This window comes from Sorangium sp. So ce385, from assembly GCF_051474135.1.
In the GTDB taxonomy this organism is placed as follows: domain Bacteria; phylum Myxococcota_A; class Polyangia; order Polyangiales; family Polyangiaceae; genus Sorangium; species Sorangium cellulosum_D.
The window spans coordinates 1,226,623-1,241,613 of sequence record NZ_CP150337.1 but is presented as its reverse complement, the minus strand read 5'-3'; the positions used below and the strand labels follow the sequence as shown (position 1 = coordinate 1,241,613).

The 14,991-nt window shown below is 72.2% G+C and carries 7 protein-coding genes; 4 read left to right on the top strand and 3 right to left on the bottom strand.

All coding sequences use genetic code 11. From position 1 onward, the window contains the following. Positions 1-115: 115 nt before the first annotated feature. From WME83_RS04660 to WME83_RS04650, 3 genes are all read left to right on the top strand, one after another. Positions 116-2,056, top strand: a complete 1,941-nt coding sequence (locus WME83_RS04660) for a sigma 54-interacting transcriptional regulator (protein WP_437318042.1) — start codon at positions 116-118, stop codon at positions 2,054-2,056. A 651-nt stretch (positions 2,057-2,707) separates the two neighbouring features. Next, on the top strand, positions 2,708-3,109 hold the full coding sequence (locus WME83_RS04655; RefSeq protein ID WP_437318041.1) for a DUF7793 family protein: 402 nt from the start codon (positions 2,708-2,710) through the stop codon (positions 3,107-3,109). Beyond that, positions 3,109-4,236, top strand: coding sequence for a PAS domain S-box protein (locus WME83_RS04650; protein WP_437318040.1), 1,128 nt, complete (start codon positions 3,109-3,111; stop codon positions 4,234-4,236). Before WME83_RS04655 ends, WME83_RS04650 begins: the two co-directional genes overlap by 1 nt. A 78-nt stretch (positions 4,237-4,314) precedes the next feature. On the opposite strand, the gene WME83_RS04645 is transcribed toward WME83_RS04650, so the two are convergent. The 3 genes from WME83_RS04645 to rsgA are packed head-to-tail and all read right to left on the bottom strand — an operon-like array spanning position 4,315 to position 12,018. Next, entirely contained in the window at positions 4,315-6,849 is a 2,535-nt protein-coding gene (locus WME83_RS04645; protein WP_437318039.1) for a hypothetical protein, read from the bottom strand. Positions 6,850-6,875: 26 nt separating this feature from the next. Next, positions 6,876-10,889, bottom strand: coding sequence for an RHS repeat-associated core domain-containing protein (locus tag WME83_RS04640; RefSeq protein ID WP_437318038.1), 4,014 nt, complete (start codon positions 10,887-10,889; stop codon positions 6,876-6,878). A gap of 16 nt (positions 10,890-10,905) precedes the next feature. Further along, positions 10,906-12,018 (bottom strand): ribosome small subunit-dependent GTPase A, encoded by a 1,113-nt coding sequence (gene rsgA, locus WME83_RS04635; RefSeq protein ID WP_437318037.1) that lies wholly within the window; start codon positions 12,016-12,018, stop codon positions 10,906-10,908. Between the two features lie 709 nt (positions 12,019-12,727). Between rsgA and uvrB the strand changes: the two genes are divergently transcribed. Further along, complete coding sequence (gene uvrB / locus WME83_RS04630) at positions 12,728-14,926, top strand: excinuclease ABC subunit UvrB (RefSeq protein ID WP_437318036.1); 2,199 nt, start codon at positions 12,728-12,730, stop codon at positions 14,924-14,926. Positions 14,927-14,991 lie beyond the last annotated feature (65 nt).

Here is a 14,991-nt window from a genome sequence, read left to right as displayed (position 1 = left end):
TTCCGGGTGCGATGTTTCGCCCGAGCGCAGGGCTCCCCGGTTTTTCCTGGCATCTCCTCCGTCTTGACGGTTTACTCCGGGCCTTCCCCACGGGGCCTTCCTGGCTGAACGAACCATGATCGTGCTCGAGGTAACCCAGGGTCTCGCTGCCGGGCGCGCCTTCGAGCTCCAGGGCGAGCTCATCACGCTCGGGCGCTCTCCGGACAACCGGGTCGTGCTCGACGATCGCCACGTCTCCGGGGCGCACGCGCGCATCGTGAACGGCGCCGACGGGGTGATCCTCGAGGACCTGCGCTCCACGAACGGGACGAGCGTGGTGCGCCGGGGCGAGCGGCTCGAGCTCGGGCCCGGGCGCAGCGCGGTCGCCCTCCAGACGGGGGACGTCATCGAGCTCGGCTCGGGCGACGCGGTCACCCGGATGGTGGTGAAGATCCCGGAGGAGGCCGACGACGCGCGGGTCGTCTCGATCCGGCGCCTCGACGAGATCGAGCCCGCCGAGGCGAAGATCGAGCGCGACCCGAGCGCGCTCTCGGCCATGTACGCGGCGCAGAAGCGCATCGGCGCCGCGGACGATCTCGACGAGGTGCTCGCCGAGATCGCCGACGCGGTGCTCGCCCTCGTGCCGAGCTCGACGCACGTCACGGTGGTGCTGCGCGACGACGACCAGGAGCCGGGCGCGGCGCCGGCGGCGTTCGTCCCGGTGCTGACGCGCGTCCGCTCCCCGTCGGGCCGCGGGGCGCCGCCGGCGGGGCCGGTGCCGATCACGCGCAGCGTGTACCGGAAGGTGATCAAGGAGCGGGCGGCGGTGCTCGCGGCCGACGCGCCGATCGAGGTGGGGCAGACCGAGTCGCTGATGGGCGCCTCGATCCGCAGCACGCTGGCCGTGCCGCTCTGGAAGGGCGAGGAGATCATCGGCGTGCTCCAGGCCGACAACCGGAGCGCGCCCGGGATGCTGAACGCGGGCGATCTGGAGACGCTGCTCGTGCTGGCGGCGAACGCGTCGCTCGCGGTGGCGAACGCCCGGCTGATCAAGCGGCTCGTGCTCGCCGAGGAGCGGCTCCAGAAGGAGAACAGCTTCCTCAAGGGGCGCGAGGAGAAGCGCCGGGGCGGGGGCGCGGTCGACATCATCGGCAACAGCGAGGCGATGCGCCGGGTCATCGGCCAGCTCGACAAGGTGGTCGATACGCGCGTCACGGTGCTGATCGAGGGCGAGACGGGCACGGGCAAGGAGCTCATCGCCGCCGCCGTGCACTACCGCTCCCGCCGCCGCGACAAGCTCTTCGTCGCGCAGAACTGCGCGGCGCTGGCCGAGAGCCTCCTGGAGAGCGAGCTCTTCGGCCACAAGAAGGGGTCGTTCACGGGCGCCACCGAGGAGAAGAAGGGCCTGTTCGAGATCGCCGACGGCGGCACGCTCTTCCTCGACGAGATCACCGAGACCCCGCTGTCGCTCCAGTCGAAGCTGCTCCGGGCGCTCCAGGAGGGCGAGATCCGCCCCGTCGGGGCGACGAGCCCGAAGCACGTCAACGTGCGCATCGTCGCGGCGACGAACCGGAACCTCGAGGACGAGGTGGCCAAGGGGCGGTTCCGCGAGGACCTCTACTACCGGCTCAAGGTGTTCCCGATCCGCCTGCCGCCGCTGCGCGAGCGGCGGGACGACATCCCGCTGCTCGCGGCGCACTTCCTGGAGCGCTACGCGGACGAGATCGGCAAGCCGTGCGGCGGGTTCAGCCAGCAGGCGATGGAGCTCATGGTCGCCTACGACTGGCCGGGCAACGTCCGGGAGCTCCAGAACGAGGTGCAGCGGCTCGTCATCCAGCTGGATCCGGGGGCGTTCGCGACGCCGGAGCTCTTGTCGCCGCGGATCCGGCAGGTCGAGGGGCTCGTGGCGCGCGCGGGGACGCCCAAGGGATCGCTCAAGGAGATGATGGACGCGGTCGAGAAGTTCTTCCTCCTGGAAGCGCTGCGCGGGCACAACAACAACAAGACCAACGCGGCGAAATCGCTCGGGATCACGCGCGAGGGGCTCCACAAGAAGCTGCGGCAGTACGGGATCTGACGGGGCGCGGGGCCCGGGGGCGGGGGGCGGGGAGAAGAGCCGGGGCGCGGGGGAGCCATCGGGAGGGGGTGGCGCGCGCGGGGGTGGCGGGGGGCCCTTCCCACGAACTCGCGCCTTGTGGTGGCGATGGCCCGCTGAACGGGTGAGGGAGGACCAGGAGCGACTCGCTTCGATGCAGGCCGGCGCTCGGATTCGTGGGGCCCTTCCCCCGCCACCCCCGCGCGCGCCACCCCCTCCCGATGGCTCTTCCCGAGGCGCGGCGGGGGGAGAGCGTGAGGGCGAGACGCCGGTCGTGAGATCGAGCCTCGATATCAGCCTCGCGAAGCACAAGGCTTCTGTCCACGATGCTCCAGGGCATGGACCGTTGCGCCTTGAAGCATCGCCCCGATCCCTGCGCCCACCGGACCTCTCTTCGTTGGTACGCCAACCATCTCTCTGCCACATCGCGTAAATGGGATTCCGCCCTACACAGACCTTGTAAAGAGCTTGGACATTCCGAGCAGGTTGGTGTTACAACCGAATCTCAGGGGGCGCGATGAGCGCATGGTCGGCGGCAGGGGTGGACCGGCGATCGACGCGGGTGGGGCGCGACTACGGGCCTGCGCGTCGCATTGGGCCCGCCCTACGAGCGAACCGGCGAGAGGGGGGGACGTGAACGAGCTCGGAGACGAGCGTCTGAAGACGCGGACCGGGGAGTTCTCCTTCGATAGGGAGAACGGGATCGTCCGCTTCGATGTCGACGAGGGCGCGGTCCAGACGCTCGCCGACGCGAAGGAGAACATCGCCGCGAACAAGCGATTCAGCAGGGGCAGGCCGTACCCGGTCCTGTGCGATCTCACGCGGTGCAAGGCCACGGACCTGGACGCGCGCAACTACTACGCATCCGAGGAGGCGACGCAGGCGTACCGCGCGATGGCGCTCCTCGGCGGGCGCCCGATCGCGCGGATGATCGGCAACATCTTCCTCACCGTCTACGGGAACCGCGCCAAGCCCGTTCGGCTCTTCACCGAGGAGAGGGAGGCGATTCAATGGCTGAGAGGCTTCGCTGACTGATGGGCACAGGCCCACTGGACGATCCGCGCGTGGCCGAGCTCTGCGCGCTCGTGCTGCGCCTGCTCCCGGCCGAGCGGCGCGGCGCCCTGCCGCCGGCCTTCGGGGCGGATCCGCTCGACCAGGCCCTCTCCGCGCTGCGATCGCTCGCGGCACCGCTCGCGGCGCCGCGCCCGGCCGAGGACGAGCTGAGCCAGCGGCTGGAAGAGCTCATGGAGGTCGTCGTCGCGCTCGTCGGGTTCAATTACGCGAGGAAGGCGCCTGTCAGCGACAGGAACGATCTGATCGACGCCATGGCGGCCGGGCTGAACATGCTCGGCGAGGAGCTCGCGAGCTCGACGGTCTCCACGACGTACGTGACGAGCATCATCGAATCGATGCTCGACCTCCTCGTCGTAGCCGACCTCGACAGCGGGATCCGGAGCGTCAACCAGGCCGCCTGCGACCTCTCGGGGTACACCCGGGAAGAGCTCGTCGGCAGGCCCCTCGACGTCGTGTTCCCCGGGCTCGCGGCCGGCGCGCTCATCGACGCGGGCGGGGCGCGCGACGAGAGGGTCTGTCTGCGCAGGGACGGGCGCGCCGTCGCCGTGTCGTTCCTCGCCTCGGTCATGCGGACCGACGGCGGGCAGGTCCACGGGCTCGTCTGCGTGGCGCGGGACCTCACCGAGAGCAGGCGGGCCGACGAGGAGCGCTGGCGGCTCCGCGAGGCGGTCCACCGGCAGACGATCCTCGTCGAGGAGCTCTCGACGCCGATCATCCCCATCACCGGCGGGATCATGGTGGTCCCGCTCGTCGGCTCGCTCGACGAGCAGCGGCTGTCACGCATGACCGAGTCGCTGCTGCAAGCGCTCTCCGAGAGGGCCGCGAGCGTGGTCATCCTCGACATCACCGGGGTGCGCACCGTGGATCAGCAGGCCGTGCACGGGCTCATCCGCTCGGTCGGCGCGGCGCGGCTCCTCGGGGCGCGGGTGCTGCTCAGCGGCATCCGCCCGGACGTGGCGAGGGCGCTTGTCGAGATCGGGGCCGACCTCGACGGGGTCGCGACGTTCGGGTCCCTGCAAGACGGGATCGTCCACGCGCTGCGGGGCGCCGCGAAGGGCCGGCCTGCCGCGGGCGCGCGCTCCGCGTAGCGACCGTGCGGGCGGCACCTCGCGCGGCGAGGACGCGGGCGGCACGCCGAAGAAGGCAGGCCGCGCTGTCTGGCCGATTCACGTGTAGCGGGCGGAGATCTCTGCCACATACTCGCCCGCGTCGACGAGCAGCGCGTCGCCGCCGATCCGCAGGAGCAGCGGGGCGACCTGTCGCAGGTCGTTGCCGTCCCCGGTCCAGAGCATGTCGGACCGCAGCGGAGCGCCGGTGACGGCATCCAGCACCCATCCGAGCACCTGCGCCGCTCGTTCGAGCGAGAGCACACCTCCGAGCTGCGCGAGCAGGAAGTAGCCCCAGCTGTCCCCGGGCGGATGTTCCTCGGCCGCGAGCACGGCGAGCTCCGCGAGCGCCGCGGCGCGCTCCGGCGGGACCGCGAGCGCCGCCTGGGCGAGGGCCGCCATGCGATCCGGCCCCTGGACGGCGAGCGCCTCCGCCTCCGGTGCCGCGAGCGCCTCCGCCGTCCCCGCTGCCCCCCTGCTGCCCGCGGCCCCTGCGGCGAGCTCGGGCGACGCGCCTTGCGAGGAGCTCGCGCGCGCCGTCCGAGCGCCTTTCCTGGCCTGTGCTCCCTGGCGCGCGTCGCTCGCTCCCGCGGCGTCCACGGGAGCCCCGAGCGACCGGAGCCGCTCGAGCAGCGCGGGCATCACGCGCCGCGACCCCGGCGCGTCCATGAGCCCCCGCTGCGCGTTCGCTTCGAGCGCGACCTCGAGGGAGACGAACGGCGCCACGCGCCGCAGGTCCTCGTAGACCGACGCGTCCCACGCCTTGCCGGCCGCGAGCGCCGCGAGGGCGTCGCGCGCGACCCAATCCGCCGCTGCCGAGCGGACCTGCTCATTCAGCCTGGGCGAGAGCAGCGCGAGCACCGCGCGCCGCGACGGGTGCTCCGGCCCCGTCGCGTCGACCGCGCGGGCGCAGAGCGCCGCCGGCCAGGACGCCGTGGCGCGCTGGAAAGACCCGAGGAGCTCCCTCGAGACGAGCGCGAGCACCTGCGCGAGGACGTCGTCGAGCGCGGCGCCCGCCGAATCCGCCGCTGCGAGCCCGTCGTTCGCCGCGGAGCGCGCCTCGGTCGAGCGCGTTCCGCCGGAGGACGGCTCGGCGGCATGCTCCGTCGCTCCCGGCGCCTCGCCTCCGAGCACGCTCGCCGCGGCGCAGAGCACCTCCAGCCGCTCCGTGGGGTCCTCGGGTAGGCGGCGCAGCGCCTCATCGAGCAGCGCGGCCCGCTCCCCGCTCGGGCTCACCGTCGCCGCCGCGAGCAGCGCTCGAGCCGAGCAGGGCTCTCGCCGCGCCACCTCGCGCGAGCGCGCTGCCAGGCGCTCGCGTGCGGCGCCGCGAACGCGCTCGGCCCAGCTGGCGAGGAGCTGCGCCGCGGCCGCGCTGTCCGCGAGGGGCCCTCCATCCACCCAGAGCCGCGATCGTAGGGACGATTCGACCAGCGCCGCGTGGACCGCGAACGCCGCAGCGCGCGCCCTCTCGTCCGGCTCGACGTCCTCGCGCCTCGCGGCGACGATCCCCGCGGACGTCTCGGGCTGCTCGATGATCCCGACGGCCGCGCGCTGCGCCGCCCGCCGCGCCAGGCGCGCGTCGTCGACGCGGCCGCGCGGCGACGCTTGGGCCGCCGCGCAAAACGCCTCCCACGCTGGCTCGACGAGCTCGGGGAACGCGGTCCACGGCGCCCTCGAGAGCACCAGATGGCCCGCGCGGCACCCCGCCCAATAGGCCCTCTCGTCGCTGCCCGGAGCCTCGCCGCACGCGGCGCGACGTGCCGCTTCCGCGAACCTCGCGTGCGCTCGCCCGAGCTCCGCCGGCGCGAGCGCTGCCTCCACGCCGGCCCGCCATCCGCTGTCGCGATAGGTCACTCTCCCGCCCTCGACAAGCAGCCGCCCGCCCGGTCCCGCTGCCTCGGCGAGCCACGCGGCGGCCGTCTCCGGATCGACGCCCGCCGCCGCGGCGAGCACCGAGATCGGCGCGGGGGCGAGGGCGACGGCGATTGCCGAGGTGAGCCCCTCCATGCCGCCGGTTCCAGGGAGCTGCTTCGCGGCGCCTCGCCCCGGCAACCGGATTTCCTCCGTACCGCCGGCTCCTTCGCGGACACTGCGCAGCACCCGAACGCCGTTCTCCGGCCCCTCGTCCAAAATCGTGCCCGGCGAGAGCCCCACCGCGTCCTCGGGCGCGTCCACGATGAGCACCGTCCCGAGGGCTTGGAGCGCCTCGCTCGAGAGCCGGAGGCGCGCATCGTGGGCGACGTCCTCGCTGGTGGCCGGCATCTGACCGCTGTCGAACGCTGGATCCACGGCCGCGAGCGCGGCGACCAGCGCCTCGACGCTAGCGAGCGGCAGCGCCGTGCCCCACCTTCGCCCGATCGGCCATAGCACCACGGTCGCGCCTCGACCACGCAGCGCCGCGATCACCCCGCCGAGCACGGCCCAACGGTCCGAGTCGTCGTCCGCGACGAGGGTGGCCGTCGTCCCGCAGGAGAGGCGCTCGAGCACGGCGGTGACCGCAGCGCTGACCTCCGAATCTCCACCGCACGCCGCCGCGGCCTCCTCGAGCGCGGTCCGGAACGTGTCCTCCACGGTTCGTCCAGCGGTCCCGCTCATGCCAGCTCCACCATCTCAGGCTCCGCTCAGGTCCCGGTGAAAGGAGGCGTCCTCGACGGCTGGGTTGCCCCGATCAACCCGTTCGCAGCGTCGTTCTCCTGGCGCGAGGTGTTGTCGTTCCGGTTGTTGCGCCAGATCGACTGCCCGTCCCACAGCCCCCGGTTGTTGCCCCTTCCCGGGTTCGGCGCGGCGACCCCGCCCGTCGCGTTGGCCGCGGCGCCCTGGTTGATGTTGCCCGGGTGAAGCCCGAGCTCCCGGAAGGTCTGCGCGCACATGTGGCAAGGGCACATCGCGGGCCCGCCCCCGTTCATCCCGTTGTTCGTCGAGATGCGGGCGCCGTTCCGGAAGCGCCGTTGCATCTCCCGCCGCACCTCGGCCCGGCTCATCCGGCGGTTCGGGTTATCCGCTCGGATCTGCTGCGCCATCTGGTGCAAGGCGGCGATCTCGGCGCACCCCTCGTTGCCCGCTTGGCGCCCGGGCCCGCCCCCGAGCGCGACGCGGGCGTTGTAGTGCGCATAGCCGACGGCAGGATCGAAGCCAGGATCGCCCCGCTGGGGCACCTGGCCGCTCCGCCCGACGATGTCCGGGCGGCCCGGCTGCGTGATGACCGCCATCGGGAGCAGGCCGTCGGGGTCGACGTGCGTCGACGGGTCGTTGTCGGCGTAGGCGAAGACGTTCAGACCGCCATGGACGCCGAGCGGATCGGGGCTCAGATAGCGCCCGATCCTGGGGTCGTAATAGCGATAGCGATTGTAGAAGAGCTCCGTCTCCTCGTCTGCAATCTGCCCCAGGAAGCCCAGCGGCGCCTCCGCGTCCCCCTCGCGCCGCTCCACGCCTCCCCAGGGATCGCGCAACGTGGATCCAGCCAGCTGTCCGTCGCCCTGCACCAGGTGGTGGACCGCGCCGAGCTCGTCGGCCACGCAGAAGAACCATTCCTTCCCCTCGGCCTGAGCCAGCGGAGCCCCGCTGTCGTCGTCGGTCAAGAAGACGCGGATCCGCTCTCCCTCCGCCGTCCGTCGGCGCTCCTCGAGCACGCGCGCGCCATCCCAAACGTAACGCGTGGAGGAGAGCGTGCGCCCGGCCGGATCGATCACCCGCTTGGCGAGCCGGCGAGCGAAGGTGTCATAGGCGAACTCCACCCGGGTGCCGTCGGGCCGCTCGACGGCCTCGAGGAGGCCGGTCGCATCCCACACGAAGCGCGTGATGAGGCGATGGTCTGCCTTGCCCTCGGTGATCGCGATCACCCGGCCGGCGGCGTCCGTCGCGACCTCCCGGCCCCCGACCCGCTTGAGCCGGTTGCCCGGGCCGAACTCCGCCGGCTCCCCCGCCGGTCCACGCAGCAGATTGCCGGTCGGATCGAAGAGGTAGTGTCTCGTCCTTGTCCCGTCGCCCTCGTGATCGCCAACCAGCGCGGCGAGCCGGCCGAGCGCATCCCGGTCGAGCCGAAATGCGCCGAGCAAGCTGTCATCGACACGGAGCAGCTCGCCGTCAGCGTCGCGGTTGTACCGCCGAGCCACCGTGAGCCCCGCGTCGATCTCGCCGACCCATGCCGGCTCGCCCGGCCTCACGGACGCGGTCGTCATCGTGCGGCGCACGCGCTGCGCGCGGAGGAGCCCCTCAGGGCCGAGCTCCACCTCGATGCGCCCGCCGCCCGGGAGCACCCGCGCGCGCTCGCGCCCGCCTTCATCCTGCTCGAAGGTGATGCGCTGCCCCGCGCCGAGGATCATGGCGCTCGCGCCGCCCATCAGGTCGCGCTCCCAGGCCACCCCGCGCCCTCGCTCCGTCCAGCGTCGCACGGGTCTACCCATCGCGTCGTAGTCGACGTGCACCGTCATCGTCTCGGCGCCCACGGTCTGACGTTCCTCGACGAGCCAGCCCACCGCATTGTAGCGCAGCTCCACCCGCACCGGCCCCCGGGTCGCGTCGACGAGGCGACCGGCCTCGTCGTGCGTGAACTCGTCCTTCGATCCGTCGTCGTAGAGGCGGGCGACGAGCTGGCCGGCGAGGTCGTAGAGGAGCTCCGTGCGCTCACCGCGCTCATCCACCAGCGAGGTGAGCCGACCCGCGAGATCGTAGCCATAGCGGCGCTGAGCGCCGTCGAAGCTGCGCTCGGAGAGCACGAGTCCCCGGGCGTCGTGCTCGAAGGTGTGCCGCGCACCCGCGGCGTCGACGATCGCGACCAAGCGCCCCTCGCGGTCGTAGAGCTGGGTCGCAGTCACCGCGCCGCCGATCTCCACCTGATGCAGCCAGCCGAGACCTCCCCAGCGATAGCGCTCCGTCCGGCCGTTCGCGTACGTCACGGCGGTGACGTTCCCGAGCCCGTCGTACGTCATCTGCACGGCGCGCCCCTCGGCGTCCGTGATCGCGAGCAGATCGCCGCGCGCTGAGTACGAGTACCAGGTTACCGCGCCCGCCGGATCGATCGCGGAGCGCCGCCTGCCCCAGAAATCATACGAGAATCGCCATGTTCGGCCGAGCGCGTCGGTGCGCTCGATCAGGTTGCCTGGCCGGTCGTAGCGATAGCGCGTTCGCCCCCCGTTCGGGGCCACCGTCTCGGTCGTGAGGCCCCGCTCGTCGACCTCCACCTCGAAGACCGCCCCGATCGGATCTCTCCAGACGAGCCGCCGGCCGATGCGTTCCACCGTCGTCGTGGCGCCGGAAGGGTCCGTGAAGCTCCGGATGTGACCGTCCGTGTCCCGCTCGACCGTCAACGTCCGGCCGATCGGATCGGTGATCTTCAAGGGCCGCCCGCACTCGTCACGCTCCCAGCGGATGGTGGCCCCCAGCGGATCGGTGTAGGAAGCCACGTGGCCGCGCTCGTCGTAGGTACGCGTCACGACGCTCGCGTTGTGGACCACCCTGTCGAGCCGACCGTCGCCGTCGGGGCTGTAGCGCTGCATCAGCGCGGCGTCGACGACCTCGCAGTAGCCGTCGGGGCCGTACTCGAAGACGCAATGGAGAATGCCCTTCGCGGGCGTCCTCCTGTCCGCCAGCGTCGCAGGCAGATCGGGATCCAGGCACGGGTCCACGCCCGTCTCCGGTGCTCCCCAGGTCTCGACGCAGCGGCCCTGGGCGTCATAGCGATAGTGAAACACCATCCCGCCCGGATAGCGGTGCTTCGTGATCCGGTGATCTTCGTAGTCGAACGAGGTGACGAATCCGTCGGGATCGACGACCTCGGCGAGATCGCCCGCGGTCGTGTAGGAGTAACGCACGACCAGCGAGCCGGACGAGAAGCCGTCCTGGCTGGGCACCTCGAGGGCTGCGATGCGGCCTCTCCCGTCCCGGCGCACGAGGATCGCTCGCCCGGCGCTGTCTTCGAACGCGACGAGGATGCCGCGCTCGTAGGTCAGCGAGATCCGGTTATTGTAACGGTCGAGCACCGCGGAGAGCCCGAGCTTTCCGTCGCCCAGCGGGGCGTCGAGGACGAGCCGGAGCCCGTCCTCCCGGACCAGCTCCAGCCGCTCTTCGGCCGCGCGCCGTACGACCCACCCCTCCGCGCCGAGCAGCGCCTCGCCGATCCCGGGCAGGGGCAGCAGCAGCTGCGCCCCCTCGGCATCGGTCACCTCGACGGCCCTGCGCCCGACACGCGCCGACCAGGCAAAAGAGTGCGACCAGCCGTGCCCGAAGCCGACGTCGACCATCGCGCTATCGCTGGAGTACGAGCGCGCGAGCACGAATGGCAACGGGCCCGGGAGCGCGAGGTCCGGCTCGGCGTCGACGAACGTCCGGCCGCCCACGACGTCGACCGGATCACCGCGCGAGGCCGGCCCTCGGTGGCCGGGGTGGGTCGGCACGCAGCTCCCGCGCCGGCTGCAGGCGTTGCGGCCCCCGCCTTCCGCGCCGCGCCCGCCGTTGCGACCGCGTCCGCCCTGTCGACCGCCGCTGCCATTGCCCCTCCGGCCGCCCGCGCCCCCACCCCCGGCGCCTCCGCCCATGACGAAGACGCCGGGGTTCATGCCGGGAATGGCCGGGATGTTGGGGACCGGTGCCGTGCGCGCCATGACTTCGTGACTAACGGCGCGGTCTCCGAGCGTCAATCGAACGCCCGGCGGGCTACTGCTTCGGATTCGCGCGCATTCGCTTCGAGATCTGCTTCCAGCGCCGCTTCTCCTCGAGCTTCGCGCGCACGTCCTGCTGCCGCGCGAGGTAGCGCCGCTCCGCCCCGAGCTTCAGGTACGCGCCGAGGCGCTCCGGATCGAGCTCGCCCTCCTCGATGGCGCGCAGCACCGCGCACCCGGGCTCGCCGTCATGGCTGCAGTCCCGGAAGCGGCAGGCCGCGGCGCGGGCCTCGACGTCGTCGAAGCCCGCGGGGGCCGCGCCGTCGTCGGACCAGAGGCCGAGCTCCCGCACGCCCGGCGTGTCGATGAGGAGGCCGCCGCCGGGCATCACGAAGAGCTCCCGGTGGGCGGTCGTGTGGCGGCCACGCTCGTCCGACGCCCGGATCGCCCCCTCGCGCTGCACCTCCACGCCGAGCAGGCGATTGCTGAGCGCCGACTTCCCCACGCCGGACGAGCCGACCAGGGCGATGGTCTCCCCGGCCCCGATCTCGGCGCGGAGCGCGTCGAGGCCGGCGCCGGACAGGGCGCTGACCAGCGCGATCCGCGCGGCGGGCGCGACCTCCCGCGCGGCGTCGATGAACCGCCCCGGATCGGGGCAGACATCGGCCTTGTTGAGCACGAGCACCGGGCGGGCGCCGCTGTCGATGACCGCCTCGATGTACCGCTCCAGGCGGCGCACGTTGAAGTCGGCGTTCAGCGATGTGACGATGAACACCTTGTCGACGTTGGCCGCGAGCACCTGCGCCTCCATCGCGGGGCCCGCGGCCTTGCGCCGCAGGCACGTGCTCCGCGCGAAGGTGTGCACGATGTAGGCGGGCCCGGCGCCGTCGCCGGGCCTGAGCCCCACCCAGTCGCCGACGGTGGGCAGCGCCGCGCGGCCCGCGGCCTCGTGCGCGAGGCGCCCGCTGACGACCGCGAGGCGCGGGCCGTCCGCGGTCTGCACGTGGTGCCGCGAGGCGGAGGCGAGGAGGACGCGCGCCGGCTGCACGGCCTCCTCCAGGGACGCGAGCTGGCTCGCGAAGAAGGGAGTCCATCCGAGCCCGATCAGATCGGGCCGCGGTTCATTCTGCGAAGACGGATCAACGGAAAAATCGGAGTCGATATGCATGACGGACGAGCGCTCCATGGCGTTCGGCCGCGCGGCGCGAGCTGCGGCGCGCGGCGATCGACGGACAAGGGCGCGGCGGCGCGCGAACGCGCCCGCGCCGGCCATTCCACGCGCGGGGCCGCCGCGGCGCGGAGCTCGTCGACCGTCAGGACGTCACGCCGGAGGGCGCGCCCGGCCAGGGCGGATGCCCTGCGAGGCGCGCGCGCAGCGCAGGACGAGCGCGCGCCGATCAGGGCGCACGCACGCCTTCGCTACGGCGTGGAGACGAGCTCAGCTGGCCGCGGCGGAGACGACGGCGGCGGCGCAATGGGTTTGCTGTGTATTCCCACTCATGACCTGACCTCCGTGTTCGGCTCACGTCACAACGACGCGGCAGCGTCTAGAATCCGCCAGCACGGCGCCGTCGTCAAGCGCCTCCTGCCCTGCCCGGCCGCATCGCCCCACCCGGCCGCATCGCATCGCCCCACCCACCCCACCCTGCCCCGCCCCGCCCCGCGCGCCATCCCGCACGCAGGTGCATCGCGCGGCATCGTGCGGGCGGCGCGTGGTCGGTGTCCGACCACGGCCGACAGCTGGCCGACAATTTTCGGTCGGCCGGTGGTTGGTGCACCGACGAGGCCGGACCTCTGGGGCCTCTGGGGCGTGGAGCGGGCCGTGACCGCGCGGGAGGTTGCGAGGAGGCCCTCGCCGCACTAGGGTCCTTCGCTCCATGCCCACAAACTTCGAGCTCGTCTCCGATTTCAAGCCGTGCGGTGACCAGCCTCGCGCGCTCCAGGAGATCTGCTCCGCCTTCGAGCAGGGCGAGACCTTCCAGGTCCTCCTCGGCGTCACGGGCAGCGGCAAGACGTTCACCGCCGCCAAGGTGATCGAGAAGCTGCAGAAGCCGACCCTCATCATGGCGCCGAACAAGACGCTGGCGGCCCAGCTCTACGGTGAGATGAGGGAGCTCTTCCCCAACAACGCCGTCCACTATTTCGTCAGCTACTACGACTACTACCAGCCCGAGGCCTACGTCCCGACGAGCGACACGTACATCGAGAAGGACGCGATCATCAACGACGCGATCGACCGCATGCGCCACGCGGCGACGCACGCGCTGCTCTCGCGCCCGGACGTGATCATCGTCGCCTCGGTGAGCTGCATCTACGGCATCGGCTCGGCCGAGAGCTACCACGGGCTCCTGATCAAGCTCGAGCGCGGCACCGAGATCCGCCGCGACGAGCTCCTGCGGCGGCTCGTCGACATCCAGTACACGCGCAACGACGTCGACTTCCACCGCGGCACGTTCCGCGTCCGCGGGGACGTCGTCGAGATCTTCCCCGCCTACGAGGAGTCGCTCGCGATCCGGGTCGAGTTCTTCGGCGACGAGATCGAGGCGATCAAGGAGGTCGACCCCGTCCGCGGCAAGGTGGTCGGCCAGCTCGACCGCTACGCCGTCTTCCCCGGCTCCCACTACGTCACCGAGCAGCAGCAGCTCCGGCTCGCGATCCAGGCGATCCGCGAGGAGCTGCGCGAGCGCATCGACTTCTACGACAAGGCCGTGCGCTTCCTCGAGAAGCAGCGGATCGAGCAGCGCACGATGTACGATCTCGAGATGCTGGAGCAGATGGGGTTCTGCAACGGCATCGAGAACTACTCGCGCCACCTCTCGGGCCGGAAGCCCGGCGAGCCCCCGCCCACGCTGATCGACTATTTCCCGAAGGATTTCCTCCTCATCATCGACGAGTCGCACCAGACCATCCCGCAGGTCGGGGCGATGTTCCGGGGGGACCGGGCGCGGAAGGAGACGCTGGTCGAGTACGGGTTCCGGCTCCCGAGCGCGCTCGACAACCGGCCGCTCAAGTTCGAGGAGTTCGAAGACCACTACGCCCAGGTCCTCTTCGTGAGCGCGACGCCCGGCGACTACGAGCTGCAGAAGTCGGCCGGCGCGGTCGTCGAGCAGATCATCCGGCCGACCGGGCTCATCGATCCGCAGATCCACATCCGGCCGGTGGCCGGGCAGGTCGACGACCTGCTCGCGCGCATCCGGGAGCGGGTGGACCGCGGCGACCGCGTGCTCGTCACGACGCTGACCAAGCGGATGGCCGAGGATCTGACCGAGTATTACACCGAGCTCGGCATCCGGGTCCGGTACCTCCACTCGGACGTCGACACGCTCCAGCGCGTGGAGATCCTCCGCGATCTCCGGCGCGGCGAGTTCGACGTGCTGGTCGGCATCAACCTCCTGCGCGAGGGGCTCGATCTGCCGGAGGTGTCGCTGGTCGCGATCCTGGACGCCGACAAGGAGGGCTTCCTCCGGAGCCCGCGCTCGCTCATCCAGACGATCGGCCGCGCCGCCCGCAACGTGCACGGCGAGGTCGTGATGTACGCCGATCGCATCACCGACGCGATGAAGCGCGCGATGGACGAGACGAACCGGCGGCGCGCGATCCAGGAGGCGTACAACAAGGAGCACGGCATCACGCCGGCCACGGTGAAGAAGGCGATCCTCGACCTGTCGCCCACGTCGGGCACGCGCGACTACTACGCCGTGCCGAAGGGCCCGGCGAAGCCCGCGGCCGAGGCGCGCGCCGCGGTCGACCTTGTGGACCAGATCGACGCGCTCCGGCAGGAGATGTTCGCGGCGGCGGAGAACCTCGAGTTCGAGAAGGCGGCGCGGCTGCGCGACCAGCTCCGCCAGCTCAAGGCCCAGCAGGGCGACGGGGAGGCCGGCACCGCGCGCGAGGTGGCCGAGGAGAAGCCGGCGCGCTCCGGGCGAACGGCGAGCCGGCGGGGCGCGGCCGCGGGCGCCAAGGCGAGCGGCGGGCGCGCGGGCTCAGGGGCGGCGAGCGGCGGGCGCGCGGGCTCAGGGGCGGCGAGCGGCGGCGGGCGCGCGGCGGCGGCGCGGGGGCGCGGTCGATACCGGTGACGGCGACGGAGCCCGGCTCCGCGGCGACAGGCGCTCTTCCGGGCTTCCGGGCGTCGCGCGGGATC

What these genes read in the sequence shown, in the direction of transcription:
- WME83_RS04660 (WP_437318042.1), top strand. Translation starts at nt 116, where the DNA reads ATGATCGTGCTCGAGGTAACCCAGGGTCTCGCTGCCGGGCGCGCCTTC.
- WME83_RS04650 (WP_437318040.1), top strand. Translation starts at nt 3,109, where the DNA reads ATGGGCACAGGCCCACTGGACGATCCGCGCGTGGCCGAGCTCTGCGCG.
- WME83_RS04645 (WP_437318039.1), bottom strand. Translation starts at nt 6,849, where the DNA reads ATGAGCGGGACCGCTGGACGAACCGTGGAGGACACGTTCCGGACCGCG.
- rsgA (WP_437318037.1), bottom strand. Translation starts at nt 12,018, where the DNA reads ATGCATATCGACTCCGATTTTTCCGTTGATCCGTCTTCGCAGAATGAA.
- uvrB (WP_437318036.1), top strand. Translation starts at nt 12,728, where the DNA reads ATGCCCACAAACTTCGAGCTCGTCTCCGATTTCAAGCCGTGCGGTGAC.